A 22,779-nucleotide genomic window follows, 5' to 3' on the forward strand; every position below is an offset into this window, starting at 1 on the left:
AAATAAAGCCCTTCGGGGCTTTTTTTTATAGGCTTCGTATGGCGACCCTGCGTGAATTAATCATCAAAATTTCGGCGAACTCAACTTCTTTCCAGTCTGAGATCGCCAGAGCGTCCCGCATGGGAACCGATTACTACCGCACTATGGAACAGGGCGGTAAAAAAGCTGCAGCGGCCACGCGTGAAACCCAGCGTTCTTTGGCTGACCTGAACTCTCAGCTTGCTACCGTGCGATCTTCTGCTGCCGGGCTTGCCGGTGCGTGGGCTGGTGCATTTGCCACGCATCAACTGATTCAGTTTGCCGACACGTGGAACCAGTTGAATGGGCGTCTTCGCCTTGCGTCCTCTTCCAGTGAGGATTACGTGGAATCACAGCGCGTGCTGATGGAGATCAGCCAGCGTACCGGAACATCCCTCGAGGCAAACAGCAACCTATACAGCAGAATTGCGCAGTCCCTGCGTGATGCCGGTTACGCTTCTGCTGACGTCGCAAAAGTTACGGAAACCGTTGCAACCTCACTGAAGCTGTCTGGCGCCAGCACCGAAGAAGCGAGCTCCGTTATCACCCAACTTAGCCAGGCGCTTGGCTCAGGCGTTTTGCGAGGTGAAGAATTTAACTCCATCATGGAGAACGGCGGCCGCCTGGCGAAACTGCTGGCTGATGGGCTGGGCACCACTGTTGGTGGTCTGCGAAACATGGCCAACAATGGCGAGCTGACTACAGATAAGATCGTCCCGTTACTGACCAACGTCGAGATCCTCCGTAAAGAGTTCGACACTCTTCCTGCATCCGTCAGCGGATCTGCACAAAAAGTGCAAAACGCCTTTCTCGCTTGGGTAGGCGGGGCAAACGATGCCGTCGGCGCATCATCAACGCTTTCCGGCGTGTTGGATGGCCTGGCGAATAACATCGATGATGTGGCAAACACTGCAGGCATTCTGGTTGGTGTTGGCCTGGCCCGTTATTTTGGGAATATGGTTGGCAGTGTAGGCCAGTCAACCCGAGCAGTGCTCGCTAATACGGCCGCTGAAGTCGCACTGGCGCAGGCGCAGGTTCGAGGTGCACAGGTTAGCGTTGCTTCTGGTCGCCAAGCTGTTTACCGTGCTCAACAGGCACGTGCAGCGGCGACGAGTATTGAGGCTCAGATTGTCGCAGAGCGTAATCTTGCTGCAGCTCAGGCATCACTGAACAAGGCCATTGCTGGCAGGACTTCTGCCGTTAATAACCTAACAAACACGACCTCGGTGATGTCCCGCTTGGGTAGTGGCGTTCTTGGCATTCTCGGTGGTTGGCCTGGAGTTATTATCGGTGCCGGTGCGGCGATGTATGGTTTGTATCAGCACACCCAGCAGGTGCACAAGGAGGCGGTTGGCTTTGCCAATAATCTGGATGAAATAAACGATAAGCTGCAGCAGATGTCGGTGCTGGGGCTGCGCTCTACTGCAGCCGATGCCCGTACATCGTTACAGGCACAAATGCAGGACCTGGCCGCTCTCGATTCACAAATTGCGAAAGTGAAAGACAGCCTGAAGGCGGTTGACCAAATCCAGCAGGACTACAACCGCCATCCGACGCTGACTCAGATCAATACCTTCATGGATCAGGCCGACATCACGGCCAAAAACGTTGAACTTACCGACAAGCTGAACCAACTGGAGTACCAGCGGGAACAGGCAGCATCAAAGGTTGAGCAAACGCAGAAACTGGTTAACGATGCCAGCGATAAGGCAACGCAAAAGGCTATCGAACAGGCTGGCGCCGTCTCAATCCTGAAAGGTGCGTATGACCTACTTAACCGCTCAATGTCAGAGACTGCTGGCGCGAAGCCTCCGCAGTATGCCGGGCCTGTTGTTTCAATGGCGAACGCAACGCCTCAGCAGCAAACCGCACTGGAGCGCTCACGCCGCGATAATGAGCTGGCCAGCTTAAGCGGATTAGAGAAACTCCATCAGCAGCACGTCTATGAAGCTGAAGATTTGAAGCTGACCGGGGCTCTTTACACCCAGTACATCTATAACAAGGATCAGGCAGCCAAAAAGGATGCGGCAGCAGCTGAGGCCAAAAAGACCTCCACGGCTGCTTCGAATGCGCAGAGTAAAGCCGAGCGTGAAGCGTCCAGCACCGCTGAGCAGTATTCCCGTAAGATGGCTGATCTGAGCGTGGCTATTGATGTACAGCGCGTGCGGGCAACGGAGGGAGAAAAGGCCTCAGATCTTTATGCGGCCTCCCACCAGGCAGGCACTAAATGGACGGATGAGCAGCGCAGGGCTATTCAGGCATCGTCTACAGAGCTGGCAAAATGGACGCAAAAAGCCGACGAGAACGTGCGCAAGCAGCGCGAACAAGCCGATGCACTGAAGGATTTAACTGAAGCGGCCAGAAAATTCAGGGATGAGGCGACGCTGACAACCGAAACCAGAGGAATGAGTGATCGCCAGCGCAGCAGGTTTGATGAAACGCAGCAGATTGACCGTGTTTTTGCCAAAACTGACGGCGGTACCGAAGCAATCGCACAGCGTGCGGCGGCTCTCGATGCTCTGGACAAAAAATATAAAGCAATCGCTGCATCTGAAGCTGACTGGACTTCTGGTGCCGAGAAAGGATTTAAAAACTGGTTTGACACCGCTTCTGATTATTCCTCGCAGACTGCAGACCTTGTGAACAACTCAATGACAGGTCTTATCGGAAATATTTCCGATGCTTTATCTGGCAATAAAGTTGACTGGGAGGATTGGTCGAAATCGGTACTGGCTTCCATGCAAAAAATTATCCTCAACGCAATGTTGGTCAATTCGTTGAAGTCTGCAGGAGGCGGGGGACTGTTCGGTTCTCTTGGTGGTCTTTTTGGTGGGGGTGATGCAACCTCTGCAGGAAGTACACCATCAGGCGCATATTCCGGCGCGGCCAGCGGACTGAAATTTGCAAAAGGTGGCGTTTTTGATTCCCCAAATCTTAGCCATTTCAGTAATTCGATCATTTCTAGTCCAACGATGTTCAAATTTGCTAAAGGCGATGGATTGATGGGAGAGGCAGGGCCTGAGGCTGTTATGCCATTAACCAGAACACCAGATGGAACCTTGGGTGTCAGGATGGTCGGGACTACAACTTCTGGTGGTGGAAGTGACATCCATATCACCCAGCACATCAACGTATCCGGTAACGGAGACGCGGCACTGAAACAGGCTATGCAGGAAGCCGCCCGTCAGGGGGCGAATGATGGCGCTAAGCAGGCGCGTCAAGATTTGCTTCAGGACTTTTCCAATCGGGGCCAGGCGCGTCGTTTGTTAGGCGTGTGATGCTTATTACCTCAGATGTAAGTTGGTCATACTTTTCTGAAAATAATTAATAAGGAGTTATTGTGAATAAATTTAACTTAACGGTGAAATCCTTTGACTTAAGCGGGGAAAACGTATCTGTATGGTTGGATGTTCACTCATTACGAGCAGCATCAATGCCGTTGTTCAGTATGCAGGTTCAAGTAGAGCGGAAAGAAAACGACAAGCTTTCCTCTTATGAATTGGAGGCGATAAAAAAAGCCGCCTCACTAATTCATGATATAGCTAACGAATTGGATGGGACGGCTTAAGCAATTATTTCAAGAAAGGTTCTGGCTTGCTATTACCAAACATTGCTCTTACTGGAGGTTGCATCAATTCATTGATAGCATGTTTAGGTATTGATGTCCCACCCATGGTTATTTTACTTAGTTCATTAGTAAGCTGTTCCTTAAGAGCTTCGCTGAATTTCTGTTCACTACTTTGCTGATCGAGAACCTCAACGATGCCGTACAGCAGGAAATTTGCGGCAGCCTTTATCTTTTGATTCTCTTTCTGTAGTTCATTTATTTGACGCATGAGTTCTTGTATGGTTCTTTCCAATTTATTCTCCTTTTCAACATAATTACCCAACTTTTACTTTAAAGGTCAGTGTCCAACCACTGACGGGCTGAACCACACACTTTAACCAGGGTTAATGTCCCTTAACACCCTGACAAATGATCAGTATCGCCGTTGCGCGTATTTCTCCTGGAGTATTTATGGCTGCACTTGAATGGCCGGAAGATGTCTGTCCGGCGTCTTTGACGTGGCGACCTGAAAGCAACACCAAAACTTTTCGATCACCCTTCAACGGCGCATCACAGACTGTCCGTTTCCCCGGTACCCGTTGGGTATGTTCTCTGACCTTTAACAATCTTTCAGATGAGAAATCGCGACGTATTGATGCGCTAATTGCTGAACTCGATGGTGAGTATGGCAGGGTGAAAATCCACGACTGGGGGCGGGGAGGAAGAACTCCGGCAGGTGTACCGGTTGTGAATGGTGCCAGTCAGACAGGGACACAATTGCAGACACGCGGATGGACTCCTGGCGTAATGGTTTTGAAACAAGGCGACTACATCACTGTGAACGATGAACTGAAGATGATCACCGCCGACGTGACGAGCGCTGCGAACGGGACCGCCATGATTACGTTTGCGCCAATGCTTCGTAGTTCCCCGCCTGCTAATGCTGCGATTGAGGTGGCGAAACCTTACGGCATTTTCAAACTGAAGGATAACCAGCAGGGGGCGGGGAACCGGGTGCCGGGTGTGTTCACCAGTTACACGCTGGAGCTTGAGGAGGCATTTTAATGTTGTATTCCCCATTTTCTGACGCAATGGTTGACTGGCTTTCCCGCGACCGGGTGACAGCGGTGATCGCTGCCAGTATTCAGTTTGAATCCGGCACTGTGTATGTGCATTCCGGTACCGGGACGATCGTACTGGGTGGCTACGTCTATTACGGCATGGGACGCATGGGCTCGATTGATGATGCTACTGAGACGAACACGACCAGCCCGACGCAGGTGAAGATGACGCTTTCCGGGCTTGACCTGTCACTGTTCGCCAAAACACTGAATGAACGTTGTGTTGGTCGCAATGCTGAAATCTACCTGGTTGCGATGGATGACAACGGCGTGGTGCAGGTTGCCGATCTTCTGTTTAAAGGGAAAGTATCGGGTACCGGGGCCACAGCCGGGGAAACCAACGCCCTGCAATACACTATCAGTAATATTTTTGAAGACTGGCAACGACCTTTCCCGGATCGCTATACCGACGAATCACAGCAAGCCTCTTATTCTGGCGACCGCATATTCCGCTATGTGGCGCAGATGGCTGAACGTTCCATTTTCTGGGGCAACAAAAAGGATGCGCCTGGGTTTACTTATAAGTGAGGAAGCATGAAGCACCCTGACTGGCAAAACAGATTAAATGCAGTGATGAAGGCCGCCATTGAGCGGCCTTTTTCATGGGGCAAACATGACTGTTGCCTGTTTGCGGCTGACTGCGCACAGGCCATGTGTGGCGATGACTATGCGGCAGACTGGCGTGGAACTTATGACAGTGAACCGGGGGCTAAAAAGGCCATTCTTCGCGGTGGTGGTTCACTTGAAAAGGTAATTGCACGATATCTCGACGAAGTGCCGGTGAAACTGGCGCAGCGTGGGGACATTGCCATTGTCGAGAACGGCGGGGCGAAGTGCGCTGGTGTGGTGTATTCCGGCTCGGTCTGGGTGCCGGGTGAAAATGGTCTGGTGAGCTTACGGGTTAAACCGCTGAGTGTCTGGAGGATTCGTTAATGCCTGCTGCTATTCCTATCATTGCGACCGTTGCAGCAGGTGCTGCTGCTTCATATCAGTATTACGGGATCGCAATGGCGATCACCGTCGCTGCCCAGATCGCTACTCAGGCTCTCACCAAAAAACCATCCATCGATTCATACCGTGACACATCAGAACGTAAACAGGTTCTTCGTGCAGCGGCCAGCGCAAAAACGGTCGTGTATGGACGTACCACCGCTGCCGGTACGTTGTTCTTTTCAGAAGAACAGCCCGGACAGCAGGATGATGGTGAAATGTTGCATCTGGCCGTTGCTCTCGCAGGGCATTCATTATCCAGCATCGGAACAGTCTGGCTCGGCGATGAGCCCATCAGCAGTTATCCCGAGCATGCTTCATTCCAGTTGCACACGAACCGGCAGACCGCAGATCCATTCATGCTGGCGAACTGCCCGTCATGGAAAAATGACATGATCGGTAAGGGGATCACATGGCTTCGTGTATCCCTGAAATTCAGTGCAGAGAAATTCCCTTCCGGTATTCCCAATATCAAGGTCGAGAAGTTTGGGTGGGACATATATGACCCGAGAACAGGCCTGACCGGATACAGTAACAACGCTGCGCTGGTCATCCTGGACTATTACCGCAACTACCTGAAGGTTCCTGATTCAGACATCAACTGGGATCAGTTTCAGGAAGCCGCCAACATCTGCGATGAGGATGTGATCACTGGCGGTAATACTGTCGAAAGACGCTACACGATCAATGGCGAGTTTGACCTCAGCGAAAACAAGGTGAGCATTCTGGAGGGGATGCTTGCGGCCTGTGCAGGTGACGTGACCTATATTGCCGGTAAGCATGGTTTGCTGGTTGGCGCGTACTATGGCCCGGCAACGGAAGTGATCACAGAAAGCCAGCTGGCCGGTGATATCGAAATCATGCCGGAAGTCTCCCAGTCGGAGCGTGTTAACACTATCAAGGGAACATTCGTCGATCCACAACAGGGATTTACTGAAGCTGATTTCCCATCCGTATCGGTAAGCGAGTGGGTGGCGGAGGACGGCGTCGAAATCTCGCAGGATATGAAACTGCGATTTGTGACGAGTGAGTTTCAGGCCCAGCGCCTGGCTGATGTGAAGTTAAAGCGTACCCGTATTGCCAGAACGATGAACGTTACGCTGAATCTCAGCGGCTACCGATATCGCCCCGGAATGTATGTGAAAGTCAATTTCCCGTCTATCGGTATCGTGAACGTTGAGATGCGGGTAACGGACTGGAAATTTGGTGTGCAGAACGGCGTGCAGCTGACACTAAAACAGGAAACGGCTGATGTATGGGGTGATGCTGTTGGCAAGCCTATAGAGCGCCCTCCATTCACTCAGTTACCGTCCGGTGGTGTTGCCCAGCCGCAGAACATGAAGTACACCGTCGAAGAAATCGGTCAGGTGGTCCAGGGGATACTGTCCTGGGAAAATATCGGCCAGGTTGTCTATAACAAAGTCGTCATTCGTCGAAATGGCCAGATGGTGCTTTCTGCTCAGGTGCCGGGGTCTTTCACTCGTCTGACTGGGTTGCCAAGGAATACCTACACGGCGCATGTTTCAGCGGTGAATCAGATGGGGGCTGAATCTCCGGAAGCTTATCTTGAGTTCAGTGTTGAAGCGCCGCCGCCGCCCTCGCATGTTGATATTGAGCAGGGGTTCTTTGCAGTGACGATGATCCCCCGTCTTGCTGCTATCACCAACGTTTCCACCCAGTTCGACTTCTGGACATCAGGTGAGACGCAACTGTCGGGCACCTCAACTGAAATCGTTGAGGGCAACGCCAGCAGAGAGGGGATGGGCACCACGTGGACCAGCAATCAGTTACAGGTCGGGCATACCTATTACTGGTATATCAGGACCATTAACGCATTCGGCGCATCTGCATTTATCGAAGTTCCTGCTCTGTGCTCTATGGATACAGGAAGCCTGATCGACCTTATTGATGATTCTGTTCAGAATTCTGAAGCATTCCAGAACGTTAAAGGCGGGGTTGATACAAACCTTGAAGGCATAATGGAAAATGCCCTCGCCAATCACGGCACGGTCCAGCGTCAGTTTGAGCAGTATGGTGAAGTGAAAGCCGAAGTCATGACGGTGACCACCACGGTTGCAAATCTTGATGGTGCATTCGCTGAACTCGCTGATTATGTACAGGCGCAGATCGGGCCGGATGGGGAACTGATGGCGGCTGTAAATCAGAAATTAACAGCCGAAGTGAACAACGATGGTACTGCGAAAGCGTCGTACACACTGAACCTTGGGATTGTCAGAAACGGTGTGAAATATAACACCGGGTTTGGCATGTCCATTGAGCCATCAGGCAGCACCTATAAATCCACAGTGGTTTTTGCTGCTGATCAGTTCGGTATTTATTCTGGTAGCGATCCGGGAAATTACACCGCCGCCTTCTTTGTCTATAACGGACAGGTATTTATCCGCGATGCGCTTATTCAGGATGCCAGCATCACCAACGCCAAAATTGGCAGCTATATCCGATCCAATAATTTTCTCGCCGGAACACGTGGCTGGAATATTGATAAGAGTGGCGACTGTGAATTCCATGGAAAACTGTATGCGACCAGCGGCCAGTTTGCATTTAACGGTGTGAATAATACGGTCGTTATTAACGGCAATGGAATTACTGTCAATCTGTCTAGCGGTGGGCGTGTCGTCGTCGGGAGGTGGTCATAATGCCAGAAGGAATACTGATTGATTATAACGATGGCAGGCCAGTGATGGCTATTACAGCGGGGCTTCGTGCCCCGTCGTATTGTGGCGCAACATCCGGGCAATATGGAGATGGGGGAGGTTCCAGTTACAGTGTCCCTGTTACCATGACTGCTGGTTCAGAGCTTGTCACCATTGCACGAAGGCCAGTTGTAATTCAGGATTTTACAAATCCTCCAAATATTTATTTTATGTCTTCCGTAACAAGGAATGGAAATTCATCGATAAATATTAACTTTGGTAAAAAAGGGTTCAGGAATGGCGAGAAGGTCGATTTTGACGCAACATTTCTCGAAATTCTCCCTGCCGCTACATATAACGAAGGGATTCTGGTCGCCAGTTCAACGGATTTTACCGCTATTTCGAATCGCTCACTATTGATGACCTGTGCTTATACAGGCCGAATTACTGTAAACGGGAGTGCGGCGCTACCCGTCTCAGGTATTCCATTTGGCAAATGGGATAATCCAAATGTTTCTGTTGCATTTGACGGGACCAATATCATTGTACGGAGTATCTCTTATAGCGGAACGGATGATGTCACAGCATCCGTCACAATTGACCTTGCAATATTTAATCAGACTGCGCCGGTCGGTGGTGATGGCATCACTATGACAAATCCAGCAGGTCAGGTGACGTTTTCAACACAAAAGCGACCAATGGTCTATGACCGTACCATTCAGATAACTGACTCCTTCCAGAGTATTGGTGGTGGGTACTGCCATCTTACCAATACCGGGACGCAAACCAGAATGGTTAACGGGGTCGCCAATGTGCGTACTAAAGGGATCGTCATGTCTGGTGGAAGCATACGTTCAGCATATAACCGTGTTTTCGGTAACTACAACGTTAGCGGCTGGGATGCCACATTTAACCAGAATATCAGCATGCCGCATCTTATCATTCCTAACATGTATTGAGGAAACCCCATGTCTGCAGGAACATTAACCCTGACCAATAATTCTGATGCGGTAACTGGTAGCGGAACAGCCTTTACTACCGAACTGGCAGCAGGTGATTTTATTGTTGTGAAAGTCGGCGGGGTCCCGTACACGCTTCCCATTAAAACGGTTAACAGCAATACATCGTTGACGCTGGTCAGTAATTATACCGGGCCAACTCAATCTGGTGCAGCCTGGTCAGCTGTTCCCCGCGTAGCACTGAATATGGTCACTGCTGCGCTGGTTGCGCAGAGCGCAGAAGCGTTGCGTGGACTGAACTACGACAAGCAAAACTGGCAGGCTGTATTCAGTGCGGACGGAAATATCACGGTCTTTCTGCCTGATGGCGCATCGTTTTCCGGTCCATCCTGGAAGAGCATTGCTGACAAACTGAGTTCGCTTGAGAATGGATATCTCAAAAAATCAAAAAACCTTTCTGACCTGGAAAATCGTGGCCAGGCATGGAAAAACATCCTGCCAACAAATTCAACCATTTCTGATGATGGTCGTGGTGCGAACGCGTTGTGGTCGGTTATCAACAGCAGCAACGTAACCCCGGGAACGGGGGTTTATGTATACGGGGGGACTATCCGGTCTGAGTACTATATCAACGGCGTGCGGGCTAACGCGTTTGCGGTTCGAACCAGTATGGTAAATAGCAACGTAACCGGTGTTATTTCGTTAGTAAACGATCTGACGGGCAAAACATCAGATTTGTATTTTGATGAGAGTGGGGGGCTTCGTTCCAGTACCGGGTATGTAGGTTTCCCAAGCGAGGGAATTGGTATTGATACCAACGGGAACAACTCCCGAATTTATTTTATGGATGCCTCAAAAACACGTCGCGCCGGTTTTTCATATGAACTAAGTGATTCGTCATTTGTTCTATATAAATTTACTGCATCTGGCACGCTAGGATATTCGGTAGCATTCCCCACAACCGGCGGCACCTTAGCGCTACAGGGTACGTCAGGGGTTGAGTTCAAGCGCAACGTTAAAGACGCGGACCTTAACGAAGCCGTTGATCGCATCGACGCTTTGCGCATGGTTAATTTCGTTTATAAAGACGATGAGCAAGAGCGCCAACGCTTTGGCATCATCGCGGATGAAGCCGAGCTGGTAGCACCGCAATATATCAAACATAACAAGGAAATAATCGACATCGAAAGCGGTGAAACTCGCGACCGTCCGTCGATAGACAACAACCCGATCGTGATGGACTTGTTGGGGTATGTGAAGTACCTGAAGGCGGAGATCGAAACGTTGAAAACGGCATTGAAGGGTTAATGAACTGAAGGGGCCATTAGGCCCCCCTTTCCCACGCGAACTCTATCTCCAGTTTTGCTTTCCCTGCCTGACTGCTTCCATAATGGCCGCTCCAGTATGTTCGTATTCAGGAAGCGAGAGAACATGCCAATTTTTGCGCAGATATGCCAGGAGGCAGCAACGCTCGCCTACCGTACCTTTGACGGCAAAATTACGCATATTGTCCGGTGGAACAGGGAGGCGCTCACCAGGTTTAGGGAAATAGATTCTGATCCCCGATATGATCAAGCTGTCCATAGTTCACTCGCTCACCAGCCACATGTCAGATTCTTCAAACATTTCCTCAAGCATACGGTTCAGCCTTTCTTTCTCAGTTTTTGTGCAGTCGCTGTTTAAGGCGTTAGCCTGCATTGGCTTCACCCTCACCTCAGCATCGGGAAAAATCCGGTGCACCCGCTTCGTCAATTCGGCCAGAATGATGTTACTTGCACCTGGCAACCCGGCAACGTTTCTCTTGTCATAAACCAACTCAACAAACATTTTTACCTTCTCCCTTTACTGGTTGGATATACAGTTATTATTGACTGGTTATCCATACAGCGTCAAGCGAGCTACAAGCCAGTTTTGAATGATTTTTTGGGGCAAGTGTGGGGCAAAAAATACCCCTTTGGGGCATATTGGGACATGGTTGGGACATTATAGCGCATATGAACTTTGCCGAATTTCATATGATGTTAATTTTTAATACATTGAATATGCTAAAGAAAACACATGCTCTTGGGCGTTCTTTAGTGATTTTTAAAATGCCTGCGTCACGCAGTTAAAGTGGCGGGCGTACTCTTCAAGACCGGTGATGCCAAGACGCACCCATTTTGGGTGCGACCATTGCGGCAGGCCAATGTAGATCATAAGGCGTTGACGATCTCTTCTGTGCTGCGCACTCGCGCAATACGAGGGAAAATGTGCGTCAGGCTGTTCTTATGCTGGTCGGCGCTGGCGGCACTACAGGCGTCTTCGGCAATCACCAGGCTAAAACCCAGCTCCCAGGCGTTACGTGCGGTGGACTCGACGCCGATATTGGTCGAAATCCCGCACAGTACGATGGTGTCGATACCGCGGCGGCGTAACTGAAGCTCAAGATCCGTGCCATAGAATGCGCCCCACTGGCGCTTGGTCACTTCCAGATCGCTGTCGTCTTTGCCCAGCGCAAGCGGATAGGTCCACCAGTTTTCCGGCAGCGCGTTGGCTGGTGCCTGTGCATCTACGGGTTGTTTGAGCGCTTCGGCGTAATCATCAGACCAGCCCACGCGGACCATTACCACTGGGGAGCCGTTAGCACGAAACGTCTGTGCCAGTCGGGCAGCGCGCGCCACCACGTCATTGGCAGAATGAGGGCCGCCGGCGAAGGGCAGGATCCCTTCCTGCAGGTCGATAATGACCAGGGCGGTCGTTTTTGCGTTCAGTTGTAACATGATAACTCCCGTCAAGAATCGAAATTCCGTTACACCTTAATCGCGATTGGGTGTGTAACGAGCGACAATTTTTGTTATTTTTTGTGAGAATACGCAATGCCCGTCCAGGAAACAGGCGTACAGTCAGTACCGGGCTTATCGTGCGGCGGAATTTCCAGTATAATAGCCGCCTTTTTTCATTCAGTTGTGACATACAGTTAAAGCTGCGACATCGTGGCCTGCAAGACAGGCGACAATCCGCCTGCGGCTAATTAAGGGATATCTCATGCGTACAGAATATTGCGGACAGTTGCGTCTGTCCCACGTGGGGCAGCAGGTGACTCTGTGTGGTTGGGTCAACCGTCGTCGTGATCTTGGTAGTCTGATCTTCATCGACATGCGCGATCGCGAAGGTATCGTGCAGGTGTTTTTCGATCCGGATCGTGCTGACGCGTTAAAGCTGGCCTCTGAACTGCGTAATGAGTTCTGCATCCAGGTGACGGGCACCGTGCGTGCGCGTGACGAGAAAAACGTCAACGGTGAGATGGCAACCGGCGAAATTGAAGTGCTGGCCTCTTCGCTGACGATCATCAACCGTGCAGAATCACTGCCGCTTGACTCTAACCACGTGAACACCGAAGAAGCGCGTCTGAAATACCGTTATCTGGATCTGCGTCGCCCGGAAATGGCGCAACGCCTGAAAACCCGCGCGAAGATCACAAGCCTGGTACGTCGCTTTATGGACGACCACGGTTTCCTCGATATCGAAACCCCGATGCTGACCAAAGCCACGCCGGAAGGCGCGCGTGACTATCTGGTTCCTTCGCGTGTACACAAAGGCAAATTTTACGCCCTGCCGCAGTCACCGCAGCTGTTTAAACAACTGCTGATGATGTCCGGCTTTGACCGTTACTACCAGATCGTCAAATGCTTCCGCGACGAAGACCTGCGTGCTGACCGTCAGCCTGAATTTACCCAGATCGATGTGGAAACCTCCTTCATGACCGCCGAACAGGTACGTGAAGTGATGGAAGCGCTGGTGCGTAACCTGTGGAATGAGGTGAAAGGTGTGGAACTGGGTGACTTCCCGGTCATGACTTTTGCTGAAGCCGAGCGTCGTTACGGTTCTGACAAACCGGACCTGCGTAACCCGATGGAACTGGTGGACGTTGCCGACCTGCTGAAGGCCGTTGAGTTTGCCGTGTTCTCTGGTCCGGCGAACGATCCGAAAGGTCGCGTTGCTGCGCTGCGTGTACCAGGCGGAGCGAGCTTAAGTCGTAAGCAGATCGACGACTACGGTAACTTCATTAAGATCTACGGCGCGAAAGGTCTGGCTTATATCAAAGTCACCGAGCGAGCGAAAGGTCTGGAAGGTATCAACAGCCCGGTGGCGAAATTCCTCAATGCGGAAATCGTGGAAGCCATCCTTGAGCGCACTGGCGCGCAGGACGGCGATATGATTTTCTTCGGTGCGGACAACAAGAAAGTGGTGGCTGACGCGCTGGGCGCGCTGCGTCTGAAACTGGGTAAAGACCTGGGTCTGACTGACGAAACGAAATGGGCGCCGCTGTGGGTCATCGACTTCCCGATGTTTGAAGACGACGGCGAAGGCGGCCTGACCGCGATGCACCACCCGTTCACCTCACCGAAAGACATGACGGCTGCAGAACTGAAAGCGGCGCCGGAAGACGCGGTGGCGAATGCCTACGATATGGTGATCAACGGCTACGAAGTCGGTGGTGGTTCCGTGCGTATTCACAGCGGTGAAATGCAGCAGACCGTGTTTGGCATTCTGGGTATCAATGAACAGGAACAGCGTGAGAAGTTTGGCTTCCTGCTCGACGCACTGAAATACGGTACGCCGCCGCACGCGGGTCTGGCATTCGGTCTTGACCGTTTGACCATGCTGCTGACCGGCACCGATAATATTCGTGACGTAATCGCCTTCCCGAAAACCACCGCTGCGGCGTGTCTGATGACCGAAGCGCCGAGCATCGCGAACCCGGCAGCACTGGCTGAACTGGGTATCGACGTGGTGAAGAAGGAAGAGAAAAACTGATATGGCTGATATGCACGAAATCATTCGCGCTACCTCGCGGCGGCAACGGAGTGAGTTCCCATGATCATAGCTAACACTATGAATGGGATGAGCGAAGGCAGCCAACAACGAGATAGCGTGAAGGATAAAGTGTATAAGCGTCCCGTTTCGGTTCTGGTCGTTATCTACGCGCAGGACTCGAAACGGGTGTTGATGTTACAGCGACGCGACGATCCTGAATTCTGGCAGTCGGTTACCGGCAGTGTGGAAGAGGGAGAGACCGCGTCGCAGGCCGCCATGCGCGAAGTAAAGGAAGAGGTCGCCATTGACGTTGCGGTTGAGCAACTGACCTTAATTGACTGTCAGCGCACGGTGGAGTTTGAGATTTTTTCTCATTTACGTCATCGCTATGCACCGGGTGTGTTGCGCAATACAGAATCCTGGTTCTGCCTTGCGCTGCCGCACGAGCGTCAGATCGTTTTTAGCGAACATCTGGCCTACCAGTGGCTTGATGCGCCAGCTGCGGCGGCGCTCACTAAGTCATGGAGCAACCGGCAGGCGATTGAAGAATTTGTGATTAACATCGCCTGAGAGGGCGTGCTTTTTTGAGGAAATATTTATGGCAGGTCATAGTAAATGGGCCAACACCAGACACCGTAAAGCGGCGCAGGATGCGAAGCGCGGCAAAATCTTCACCAAGATTATTCGTGAGCTGGTGACAGCAGCCAAACTGGGCGGCGGCGATCCGGATGCGAACCCGCGTCTGCGTGCGGCTATCGACAAAGCGCTGGCTAACAACATGACCCGTGACACGCTGAACCGTGCAATCGCCCGCGGCGTGGGTGGTGATGATGATGCGAACATGGAAACCATCATCTATGAAGGTTATGGTCCTGGCGGCACTGCCGTGATGATTGAATGTCTGTCTGACAACCGTAACCGTACCGTTGCCGAAGTGCGTCACGCCTTCAGCAAAACCGGGGGTAACCTGGGCACGGATGGTTCTGTTTCCTACCTGTTCAGCAAAAAAGGCGTCATCTCTTTCGAGAAAGGGGATGAAGACGCCATTATGGAAGCGGCACTGGAAGCGGGTGCGGAAGACGTGGTGACCTTCGATGATGGCGCGATTGATGTCTACACGGCATGGGAAGAGATGGGTAAAGTGCGTGACGCACTGGAAGCCGCCGGTCTGAAAGCCGACAGTTCTGAAGTCTCTATGATCCCGTCGACCAAAGCGGAAATGGATGCGGAAACCGCACCGAAACTGATGCGTCTGATCGACATGCTGGAAGATTGTGACGACGTGCAGGAAGTTTATCACAACGGTGAAATCTCTGATGAGGTTGCCGCTACATTAGAATGATGGGGCTTAATCCCGTTACAACCGGAGGCGCGTGATGTCCATCATTCTCGGTATTGATCCGGGCTCCCGCATCACCGGTTACGGCGTGATACGTCAGGTCGGTAGACAACTGACGTATCTCGGCAGCGGCTGCATTCGTACCAAAGTCGACGATCTTCCGTCACGCCTGAAGCTGATTTATGCCGGCGTGACGGAAATCATCACCCAGTTTCAGCCCGACTACTTTGCCATCGAGCAGGTGTTTATGGCGAAGAACGCCGATTCTGCGCTCAAACTGGGGCAGGCGCGCGGGGTAGCGATTGTGGCGGCGGTCAACCAGGAACTGCCGGTATTTGAGTACGCGGCACGTCAGGTCAAGCAGACGGTGGTTGGCATTGGTAGCGCAGAGAAAAGTCAGGTGCAGCACATGGTGCGAACCTTGCTGAAACTGCCCGCGAATCCGCAGGCGGATGCGGCAGATGCGCTGGCCATCGCCATTACGCACTGCCATGTTAGTCAGAATGCGATGCAAATGAGCGAATCACGCCTCAATCTTGCCCGAGGTCGCTTGCGATAATGACAAATGAGGCTGGATATCTATCCAGCCTTTTTTTATGATACAGCTTTACTTTCGGCCCAACGCAGGAGCGTAACGTGATAGGCAGACTCAGAGGCATCATTCTGGAAAAACAACCCCCGCTGGTGTTACTCGAAGTGGGCGGCGTCGGCTATGAAGTGCATATGCCCATGACCTGTTTTTATGAGCTCCCGGAATCCGGAAGAGAAGCCGTTGTCTTTACCCACTTCGTGGTTCGCGAAGACGCGCAGCTGCTGTACGGTTTTAACAATAAGCAAGAGCGCACGTTGTTTAAAGAACTCATTAAAACCAACGGCGTCGGGCCTAAACTGGCGCTGGCGATCCTCTCCGGGATGTCCGCACAGCAGTTCGTCAATGCTGTCGAACGCGAAGAACTGGGCGCGTTGGTCAAGCTGCCTGGTATTGGCAAAAAAACGGCTGAACGACTGATTGTCGAAATGAAGGACCGTTTCAAGGGGCTGCATGGCGATCTCTTTACGCCAGCCGCCGATCTGGTGCTGACCTCGCCAGCGAGCCCGGCGACGGACGATGCCGAACAGGAAGCGGTTGCGGCGCTGGTGGCGCTGGGCTATAAACCACAGGAAGCCAGCCGCATGGTGAGCAAAATCGCTCGCCCGGATGCCAGCAGTGAAACACTGATCCGCGAAGCCCTGCGCGCCGCGTTATGAGGTAAAGGATGATAGAAGCAGATCGCCTGATTTCGGCAGGTGCCGCACTCACAGAAGATGTCGCCGATCGCGCCATTCGCCCGAAATTACTCGAAGAGTATATCGGTCAACCTCAGGTGCGTTCGCAGATGGAGATTTTCATCCAGGCGGCAAAACTGCGGGGTGATGCGCTCGACCACCTGCTGATTTTTGGTCCTCCCGGACTGGGGAAAACCACGCTTGCCAATATCGTTGCCAATGAAATGGGCGTCAATCTGCGTACCACTTCCGGTCCGGTGCTGGAAAAAGCGGGCGATCTGGCTGCGATGCTGACCAACCTTGAGCCGCACGACGTACTGTTTATCGATGAGATCCATCGACTGTCGCCGGTGGTGGAAGAGGTGCTCTATCCAGCGATGGAAGATTATCAGCTGGATATTATGATCGGCGAAGGGCCGGCGGCGCGTTCAATTAAAATCGATTTACCGCCGTTTACCCTGATTGGCGCAACGACTCGCGCGGGTTCACTGACCTCTCCTCTGCGCGATCGCTTTGGCATTGTGCAGCGTCTGGAGTTTTATCAGGTGCCGGATCTCCAGCATATCGTTGGGCGCAGCGCGCGCTTTATGGGGCTGGAGATGAGCGAGGAAGGGGCGCTGGAAGTGGCGCGTCGCGCACGCGGTACGCCGCGTATCGCCAACCGGCTACTGCGGCGCGTACGGGATTTTGCCGAAGTGAAGCATGATGGCACCATTTCCGCCGATATAGCTGCTAAGGCGCTGGATATGTTGAACGTGGATGCGGAAGGGTTTGATTACATGGACCGCAAGCTGCTGCTGGCGGTGATCGACAAATTCTTTGGTGGGCCGGTCGGGCTGGATAACCTGGCGGCAGCCATCGGTGAAGAGCGTGAAACCATTGAAGATGTGCTGGAGCCGTATCTGATTCAGCAAGGTTTTTTGCAGCGCACGCCGCGCGGAAGAATGGCGACAGTACGCGCCTGGAACCACTTTGGCATTACGCCACCGGAAATGCCTTAATGCCTGATGGTGCTGCGCTTATCCGGCCTACAAAATCACGTAGGCCGGATAAGACGCGTTAGCGTTGCCATCCGGCAACATACCCGTCAGCTTGCCTGCTTCTTCATCATGCTGAAGATAAACAGCAGTGCGGCGCACAGCACCACTGATGGGCCCGCAGGGGTATCGTAGAAGGCCGAGAAGGTCAGCCCACCTGTAACCGCTATCATTCCAGTTCCTACTGCAACGCCAGCCATCTGTTCCGGCGTCCGCGCAAAACGACGCGCCGTAGCTGCCGGGATAATCAGCAACGAGGTGATGATCAGCGCCCCGACGAACTTCATCGCCACGCCAATGGTTAATGCTGTCACCAGCATCAGTAAAAGCTTCACGCGCTGCAGTTTCACCCCGTCAACAAATGCCAGATCGGGGCTGATGGTCATTGACAGCAGATTGCGCCATTGCCAGAAGAGGATCGCCAGCACGATCACCACGCCCATGGCGATAGAGATCAAATCGTCCGGCGTAACCGCCAGCAGATCGCCAAACAGGTAAGCCATCAGATCCACGCGAATATTCGACATCAGGCTGACCACGACCAGGCCCAGCGACAGCGCACTGTGCGCCATAATGCCAAGCAGCGTATCGATGGCAAGGTGAGGGCGCTTCTCCAGCCAGACCAGGCCTGTCGCCAGCATTAGCGTCACAGCAATGACCGCATAGAAAGGGTTCACATCCAACAACAGGCCAAAAGCGACGCCGAGCAGCGACGCATGTGCCAGCGTATCACCAAAATAAGACATCCGACGCCAGACGACGAATGAACCCAGTGGACCCGCCGCACAGGCCAGCATGATCCCGGCTAACCAGCCAGGCAGTAATAATTCAATCATGATTGACCATTTCCCCGGCGCAACACAATACGACCCTGCAGGTCGTGGCGGTGATTATGATGATGACGGTAAATTCCCAGTTGCTCCGCGCCGCGAGGGCCGAACATCGAGATAAATTCCGGGTGCATGGAAACGATTTCAGGAGTACCTGAACAGCAAATGTGATGATTCAGACACAACACTTCGTCGGTTTTTGCCATCACCAGATGCAGGTCATGGGACACCATCAGCACGGCGCAATCCAGCTCACGACGTAACTGATCGATAAGGTCGTACAGCGCGACCTGGCCGTTGACATCTACGCCCTGAGTGGGTTCGTCAAGCACCAGAAGCTGTGGCTGATTGAGGAGCGCGCGCGCTAACAGGACGCGCTGCGTCTCGCCGCCGGAGAGCTTTTGCATCGGCGCGTCAATCAGATGCCCGGCCTGTACACGTTTCAGGGCCGGCAGGATGTCATCTTTCTTCGTACCGGGGCGCAGGCGTAAGAAACGACTGACGGTAAGCGGCAGGGTGGTATCGAGATACAATTTCTGCGGAACGTAGCCAATTCGCAGCTTACCATTATGCGTGATCACCCCTTCATCCGGGGCGACCAGTCCGAGAACGACGCGAACCAGCGTTGACTTCCCGGCGCCATTTGGGCCGAGTAGCGTTAAAATTTTTCCGGGTCTCAGTTCAAGCGAAACGTCAGAAAGGACGCGGCGCTGGCCGAAAGAGACCGAGACATTTTCCAGTGAAACCAAAGTCGTCATGTCAATTTTAGTCTTGCAGAAGTTATAGAATGTTATAATATCACATTTCTCACATTCATTACGATGATTGGTCGCATTATGTTACATAAAAATACGCTTCTTTTCGCTGCATTATCCGCCGCTCTTTGGGGCAGTGCAACACAGGCGGCAAATGCCGCCGTTGTCGCTTCTCTCAAGCCATTAGGGTTCATTGCTTCTGCCATTGCTGATGGCGTCACGGAGACCCAAGTCTTACTTCCGGATGGGGCATCCGAACATGATTATTCACTACGTCCATCTGACGTAAAACGCTTACAGGGCGCGGACTTAGTTGTCTGGATTGGGCCGGAAATGGAAGCGTTCATGGAAAAGTCCGTCAGCAACATTCCCGCCGCTAAACAGGTAACGATTGCGCAACTCAAAGACGTGAAACCGTTGCTCATGAAAGGGGCTGACGATGATGATGATGAGCACGACCACGATCATGACCACGGCGAAAAAGGTGACGCACATCACCATCATGGTGATTACAACATGCATCTTTGGCTCTCCCCAGAGATAGCGCGGGCCTCAGCGGTTGCAATCCATGAAAAATTAGTGGAACTTATGCCGCAAAGTCGAGCCAAACTTGACGCCAACCTGAAGGATTTTGAGGCACAATTAGCCGCAACCGATAAGCAGGTCGGTAACGAGCTCGCACCGCTCAAGGGCAAAGGGTATTTCGTTTTTCATGACGCCTATGGCTATTACGAAAAACACTACGGACTCACTCCATTGGGTCACTTCACCGTCAACCCTGAGATACAACCTGGTGCGCAGCGTTTACATGAAATAAGAACACAGTTGGTTGAGCAAAAAGCAACCTGCGTTTTTGCTGAGCCACAGTTCAGGCCAGCGGTCGTTGAAGCCGTTGCGAGAGGGACATCCGTTCGAATGGGAACGTTGGATCCCCTCGGGACAAACATCAAACTGGGTAAAACGAGCTATTCAGCGTTCTTGAACCAACTAGCGAACCAGTATGCGAGCTGCCTGAAAGGAGATTAATGAGGAAGTGAATACGTGCAACAGATAGCCCGCTCTGTCGCCCTGGCATTTAATAATCTGCCCAGACCCCATCGCGTTATGCTGGGGTCGCTTACTGTTCTGACACTGGCCGTTGCTGTCTGGCGGCCTTACGTTTATCACCCGGAATCTGCCCCCATTGTTAAAACGATCGAACTGGAGAAGAGCGAAATTCGTTCACTGCTCCCGGAGGCCAGCGAGCCTATCGATCAGGCGGCACAGGAAGATGAAGCCATTCCTCAGGATGAGCTGGACGACAAAACCTCGGGAGAAGCGGGCGTTCATGAATATGTCGTTTCGACGGGCGATACCCTCAGCAGCATTCTGAATCAGTACGGCATTGATATGGGTGATATCACCCAGCTTGCCGCGTCCGATAAAGAGCTGCGTAATCTGAAGATTGGTCAACAGCTCTCCTGGACGCTGACCGCGGACGGCGATTTACAGCGTCTGACGTGGGAAATGTCGCGTCGCGAAACCCGTACCTATGACCGTACTGCGGCGAACGGCTTTAAAATGAGCGCGGAAACGCAGCAGGGCGATTGGGTAAACAGCCTGATGAAAGGCACCGTTGGCAACAGCTTTGTCGCCAGTGCGAAAGCTGCCGGGCTGACCAGCGCTGAAATTAGCGCGGTGATCAAAGCGATGCAGTGGCAGATGGACTTCCGCAAACTGAAAAAAGGCGATGAGTTCTCTGTGCTGATGTCTCGTGAAATGCTGGACGGCAAGCGTGAGCAGAGCCAGTTGTTGGGCGTGCGTTTGCGTTCAGAAGGTAAAGATTATTACGCTATCCGTGCCGAAGACGGAAAGTTCTACGACCGCAATGGTACCGGGCTGGCGAAAGGCTTCCTGCGTTTCCCGACGGCGAAACAGTTCCGCATTTCGTCTAACTTCAACCCGCGTCGAACCAACCCGGTTACCGGACGTGTCGCGCCACACAGAGGCGTGGACTTCGCGATGCCGCAGGGGACGCCGGTGCTGTCCGTTGGTGACGGTGAAGTCGTCGTGGCGAAACGCAGCGGTGCGGCTGGCTATTATGTGGCGGTGCGTCACGGTCGTACCTATACCACGCGCTATATGCACCTGCGTAAACTGCTGGTGAAACCGGGACAAAAGGTTAAACGTGGCGATCGTATCGCACTCTCCGGTAACACCGGACGTTCTACTGGCCCGCATCTTCACTATGAAGTCTGGATTAACCAGCAGGCGGTTAACCCGCTGACGGCGAAACTGCCGCGTACCGAAGGGCTGACCGGTAAAGATCGTACCGATTACCTGGCGCAGGTCAAAGAGGTTCTGCCGCAGTTACGCTTCGATTAATCACTCATGACTTCAAAGCCGGTACGCAGCGCGTGTGCCGGCTTTTTTATTTTGTGCGCGGCAGGGTGCGCCGCTACACTATCATCAGATTTACTTTTCGCGTCATCAGGCACTGGATAAGCATGGAAACAAAAAAAAATAATAGTGAGTACATCCCTGAGTTTGAGAAATCTTTTCGCCATCCGCGTTACTGGGGCGCATGGCTGGGCGTCGCGGCGATGGCGGGTATCGCCTTAACGCCTGCATCCTTTCGCGACCCGCTGCTGGCAAAACTGGGTCGTTTCGCCGGGCGTCTGGGTAAAAGCTCGCGTCGCCGGGCGTTGATTAACCTGTCATTGTGCTTTCCGGAACGTAGCGAAGCTGAGCGCGAGGCTATCGTCGATGAGATGTTTTCAACTGCGCCGCAGGCCATGGCGATGATGGCGGAACTGGCGATTCGCGGTCCGGAAAAAATTCAGTCGCGCGTTGACTGGGAAGGGCTTGAAATCATCGAGGAGATGCACCGCAACAACGAAAAGGTGATCTTCCTGGTGCCGCATGGCTGGGGTGTGGATATTCCGGCAATGTTAATGGCGTCTCAGGGCCAGAAGATGGCGGCAATGTTCCATAATCAGGGAAACCCGGTGTTTGATTACGTCTGGAACACGGTGCGCCGCCGCTTTGGTGGTCGCCTGCATGCGCGTAATGACGGCATCAAGCCGTTCATTCAGTCTGTTCGTCAGGGGTACTGGGGATATTATCTGCCCGATCAGGATCATGGTCCTGAACACAGTGAGTTTGTCGATTTCTTTGCCACCTATAAAGCGACGTTGCCGGCCATTGGTCGACTGATGAAAGTGTGTCGGGCGCGCGTCATTCCGCTGTTCCCGGTATACAACGGCGATACCCACCGGTTGACGATTCAGGTGCGCCCGCCCATGGACGATCTTCTGACCGCAGATGACAACACTATTGCCCGTCGAATGAATGAAGAGGTGGAAATTTTTGTTGGCCCGCATCCCGAGCAATATACCTGGATCCTGAAACTGCTGAAGACCCGCAAACCGGGCGAGATCCAGCCGTATAAGCGCAAAGATCTCTACCCCCTCAAATAAAGAAAGGC

Annotated in this window: 22 protein-coding genes and 1 pseudogene; 17 read left to right on the plus strand and 6 right to left on the minus strand. The window is 52.6% G+C overall.

Annotated elements, in window-relative coordinates; all coding sequences use genetic code 11:
- The first annotated feature begins 38 nt into the window (after positions 1-38).
- Entirely contained in the window at positions 39-3,296 is a 3,258-nt protein-coding gene (locus OGW13_RS13645) for a phage tail tape measure protein (RefSeq protein WP_216525390.1), read from the plus strand.
- A 62-nt stretch (positions 3,297-3,358) separates the two neighbouring features.
- Positions 3,359-3,586 carry a hypothetical protein gene (locus OGW13_RS13650; RefSeq protein WP_225934950.1) on the plus strand — a complete coding sequence of 76 codons (228 nt, stop codon included), beginning with the start codon at positions 3,359-3,361 and terminating at the stop codon, positions 3,584-3,586.
- A gap of 4 nt (positions 3,587-3,590) precedes the next feature.
- Here OGW13_RS13650 and OGW13_RS13655 read toward each other — a convergent pair whose 3' ends face one another.
- Positions 3,591-3,878, minus strand: coding sequence for a hypothetical protein (locus OGW13_RS13655; RefSeq protein WP_166444245.1), 288 nt, complete (start codon positions 3,876-3,878; stop codon positions 3,591-3,593).
- 158 nt (positions 3,879-4,036) lie between these two features.
- On the opposite strand from OGW13_RS13655, the gene OGW13_RS13660 reads away from it, so the two are divergent.
- The 6 genes from OGW13_RS13660 to OGW13_RS13685 are packed head-to-tail and all read left to right on the plus strand — an operon-like array spanning position 4,037 to position 10,597.
- Positions 4,037-4,630 carry a hypothetical protein gene (locus tag OGW13_RS13660; RefSeq protein ID WP_216525391.1) on the plus strand — a complete coding sequence of 198 codons (594 nt, stop codon included), beginning with the start codon at positions 4,037-4,039 and terminating at the stop codon, positions 4,628-4,630.
- Positions 4,630-5,214, plus strand: coding sequence for a hypothetical protein (locus tag OGW13_RS13665; protein WP_044257086.1), 585 nt, complete (start codon positions 4,630-4,632; stop codon positions 5,212-5,214). Before OGW13_RS13660 ends, OGW13_RS13665 begins: the two co-directional genes overlap by 1 nt.
- Before the next feature lie 6 nt (positions 5,215-5,220).
- On the plus strand, positions 5,221-5,619 hold the full coding sequence (locus OGW13_RS13670) for a DUF6950 family protein (protein ID WP_216525393.1): 399 nt from the start codon (positions 5,221-5,223) through the stop codon (positions 5,617-5,619).
- Positions 5,619-8,333, plus strand: coding sequence for a phage tail tip fiber protein (locus OGW13_RS13675; RefSeq protein WP_287116211.1), 2,715 nt, complete (start codon positions 5,619-5,621; stop codon positions 8,331-8,333). Before OGW13_RS13670 ends, OGW13_RS13675 begins: the two co-directional genes overlap by 1 nt.
- A complete protein-coding gene (locus tag OGW13_RS13680; protein ID WP_287116212.1) occupies positions 8,333-9,289 on the plus strand; it encodes a DUF6453 family protein in 957 nt (318 codons plus the stop codon). Before OGW13_RS13675 ends, OGW13_RS13680 begins: the two co-directional genes overlap by 1 nt.
- 9 nt (positions 9,290-9,298) lie before the next feature.
- On the plus strand, positions 9,299-10,597 hold the full coding sequence (locus OGW13_RS13685; protein WP_287116213.1) for a tail fiber domain-containing protein: 1,299 nt from the start codon (positions 9,299-9,301) through the stop codon (positions 10,595-10,597).
- A gap of 279 nt (positions 10,598-10,876) precedes the next feature.
- Here the strand turns inward: OGW13_RS13685 and OGW13_RS13690 are convergent, their stop codons facing one another.
- The 3 genes and pseudogenes from OGW13_RS13690 to OGW13_RS13700 form a co-directional block, all read right to left on the minus strand.
- Positions 10,877-11,116, minus strand: a complete 240-nt coding sequence (locus OGW13_RS13690) for a DinI family protein (RefSeq protein ID WP_104446768.1) — start codon at positions 11,114-11,116, stop codon at positions 10,877-10,879.
- Positions 11,117-11,389: 273 nt separating this feature from the next.
- Positions 11,390-11,485: pseudogene (locus OGW13_RS13695) on the minus strand (hypothetical protein); the annotation flags it as partial.
- Complete coding sequence (locus tag OGW13_RS13700) at positions 11,482-12,048, minus strand: hydrolase (RefSeq protein ID WP_287116214.1); 567 nt, start codon at positions 12,046-12,048, stop codon at positions 11,482-11,484. The pseudogene OGW13_RS13695 and the gene OGW13_RS13700, both read right to left, overlap by 4 nt.
- 265 nt (positions 12,049-12,313) lie before the next feature.
- Here OGW13_RS13700 and aspS point away from each other — a divergent pair, with 265 nt between their 5' ends.
- The 6 genes from aspS (at position 12,314) to ruvB (ending at position 17,692) form a co-directional block, all read left to right on the plus strand.
- Positions 12,314-14,086, plus strand: a complete 1,773-nt coding sequence (aspS, locus tag OGW13_RS13705) for an aspartate--tRNA ligase (protein ID WP_043000356.1) — start codon at positions 12,314-12,316, stop codon at positions 14,084-14,086.
- A 117-nt stretch (positions 14,087-14,203) separates the two neighbouring features.
- Positions 14,204-14,656 carry a dihydroneopterin triphosphate diphosphatase gene (gene nudB / locus OGW13_RS13710; RefSeq protein ID WP_043001901.1) on the plus strand — a complete coding sequence of 151 codons (453 nt, stop codon included), beginning with the start codon at positions 14,204-14,206 and terminating at the stop codon, positions 14,654-14,656.
- A 28-nt stretch (positions 14,657-14,684) separates the two neighbouring features.
- A complete protein-coding gene (locus OGW13_RS13715) occupies positions 14,685-15,428 on the plus strand; it encodes a YebC/PmpR family DNA-binding transcriptional regulator (protein ID WP_043000357.1) in 744 nt (247 codons plus the stop codon).
- A 34-nt stretch (positions 15,429-15,462) separates the two neighbouring features.
- Positions 15,463-15,984 (plus strand): crossover junction endodeoxyribonuclease RuvC, encoded by a 522-nt coding sequence (ruvC, locus tag OGW13_RS13720; protein WP_000022509.1) that lies wholly within the window; start codon positions 15,463-15,465, stop codon positions 15,982-15,984.
- A 77-nt stretch (positions 15,985-16,061) separates the two neighbouring features.
- Positions 16,062-16,673: a Holliday junction branch migration protein RuvA gene (ruvA, locus tag OGW13_RS13725; protein ID WP_287116215.1), complete on the plus strand. Its 612-nt coding sequence runs from the start codon at positions 16,062-16,064 to the stop codon at positions 16,671-16,673.
- 8 nt (positions 16,674-16,681) lie between these two features.
- Positions 16,682-17,692 (plus strand): Holliday junction branch migration DNA helicase RuvB, encoded by a 1,011-nt coding sequence (gene ruvB, locus OGW13_RS13730; protein ID WP_043000359.1) that lies wholly within the window; start codon positions 16,682-16,684, stop codon positions 17,690-17,692.
- An 86-nt stretch (positions 17,693-17,778) separates the two neighbouring features.
- Here the strand turns inward: ruvB and znuB are convergent, their stop codons facing one another.
- Together znuB and znuC are read right to left on the minus strand one after the other, a co-directional pair.
- On the minus strand, positions 17,779-18,564 hold the full coding sequence (gene znuB, locus OGW13_RS13735) for a zinc ABC transporter permease subunit ZnuB (protein WP_044257629.1): 786 nt from the start codon (positions 18,562-18,564) through the stop codon (positions 17,779-17,781).
- Complete coding sequence (gene znuC, locus OGW13_RS13740) at positions 18,561-19,316, minus strand: zinc ABC transporter ATP-binding protein ZnuC (RefSeq protein WP_287116216.1); 756 nt, start codon at positions 19,314-19,316, stop codon at positions 18,561-18,563. Before znuC ends, znuB begins: the two co-directional genes overlap by 4 nt.
- A gap of 78 nt (positions 19,317-19,394) precedes the next feature.
- Here znuC and znuA point away from each other — a divergent pair, with 78 nt between their 5' ends.
- The 3 genes from znuA to lpxM all read left to right on the plus strand — a co-directional run bounded on the left by znuA (position 19,395) and on the right by lpxM (position 22,771).
- Positions 19,395-20,339, plus strand: coding sequence for a zinc ABC transporter substrate-binding protein ZnuA (znuA, locus tag OGW13_RS13745; RefSeq protein ID WP_043000362.1), 945 nt, complete (start codon positions 19,395-19,397; stop codon positions 20,337-20,339).
- A gap of 15 nt (positions 20,340-20,354) precedes the next feature.
- On the plus strand, positions 20,355-21,677 hold the full coding sequence (gene mepM, locus OGW13_RS13750) for a murein DD-endopeptidase MepM (protein ID WP_043000363.1): 1,323 nt from the start codon (positions 20,355-20,357) through the stop codon (positions 21,675-21,677).
- 122 nt (positions 21,678-21,799) lie between these two features.
- Positions 21,800-22,771, plus strand: a complete 972-nt coding sequence (lpxM, locus tag OGW13_RS13755; protein WP_043000364.1) for a lauroyl-Kdo(2)-lipid IV(A) myristoyltransferase — start codon at positions 21,800-21,802, stop codon at positions 22,769-22,771.
- Positions 22,772-22,779: the final 8 nt, after the last annotated feature.

Source organism: Citrobacter sp. Ca225, assembly GCF_030337175.1.
Classification (GTDB): domain Bacteria; phylum Pseudomonadota; class Gammaproteobacteria; order Enterobacterales; family Enterobacteriaceae; genus Citrobacter_A; species Citrobacter_A amalonaticus.

Excerpts from the sequence above, each read along its gene's own strand:
- OGW13_RS13645 (WP_216525390.1), top strand. The coding sequence starts at position 39 with ATGGCGACCCTGCGTGAATTAATCATCAAAATTTCGGCGAACTCAACT.
- OGW13_RS13660 (WP_216525391.1), top strand. The coding sequence starts at position 4,037 with ATGGCTGCACTTGAATGGCCGGAAGATGTCTGTCCGGCGTCTTTGACG.
- OGW13_RS13665 (WP_044257086.1), top strand. The coding sequence starts at position 4,630 with ATGTTGTATTCCCCATTTTCTGACGCAATGGTTGACTGGCTTTCCCGC.
- OGW13_RS13670 (WP_216525393.1), top strand. The coding sequence starts at position 5,221 with ATGAAGCACCCTGACTGGCAAAACAGATTAAATGCAGTGATGAAGGCC.
- OGW13_RS13675 (WP_287116211.1), top strand. The coding sequence starts at position 5,619 with ATGCCTGCTGCTATTCCTATCATTGCGACCGTTGCAGCAGGTGCTGCT.
- OGW13_RS13680 (WP_287116212.1), top strand. The coding sequence starts at position 8,333 with ATGCCAGAAGGAATACTGATTGATTATAACGATGGCAGGCCAGTGATG.
- OGW13_RS13685 (WP_287116213.1), top strand. The coding sequence starts at position 9,299 with ATGTCTGCAGGAACATTAACCCTGACCAATAATTCTGATGCGGTAACT.
- OGW13_RS13690 (WP_104446768.1), bottom strand. The coding sequence starts at position 11,116 with ATGTTTGTTGAGTTGGTTTATGACAAGAGAAACGTTGCCGGGTTGCCA.
- OGW13_RS13700 (WP_287116214.1), bottom strand. The coding sequence starts at position 12,048 with ATGTTACAACTGAACGCAAAAACGACCGCCCTGGTCATTATCGACCTG.
- aspS (WP_043000356.1), top strand. The coding sequence starts at position 12,314 with ATGCGTACAGAATATTGCGGACAGTTGCGTCTGTCCCACGTGGGGCAG.
- OGW13_RS13715 (WP_043000357.1), top strand. The coding sequence starts at position 14,685 with ATGGCAGGTCATAGTAAATGGGCCAACACCAGACACCGTAAAGCGGCG.
- ruvC (WP_000022509.1), top strand. The coding sequence starts at position 15,463 with ATGTCCATCATTCTCGGTATTGATCCGGGCTCCCGCATCACCGGTTAC.
- ruvB (WP_043000359.1), top strand. The coding sequence starts at position 16,682 with ATGATAGAAGCAGATCGCCTGATTTCGGCAGGTGCCGCACTCACAGAA.
- znuB (WP_044257629.1), bottom strand. The coding sequence starts at position 18,564 with ATGATTGAATTATTACTGCCTGGCTGGTTAGCCGGGATCATGCTGGCC.
- znuC (WP_287116216.1), bottom strand. The coding sequence starts at position 19,316 with ATGACGACTTTGGTTTCACTGGAAAATGTCTCGGTCTCTTTCGGCCAG.
- znuA (WP_043000362.1), top strand. The coding sequence starts at position 19,395 with ATGTTACATAAAAATACGCTTCTTTTCGCTGCATTATCCGCCGCTCTT.
- lpxM (WP_043000364.1), top strand. The coding sequence starts at position 21,800 with ATGGAAACAAAAAAAAATAATAGTGAGTACATCCCTGAGTTTGAGAAA.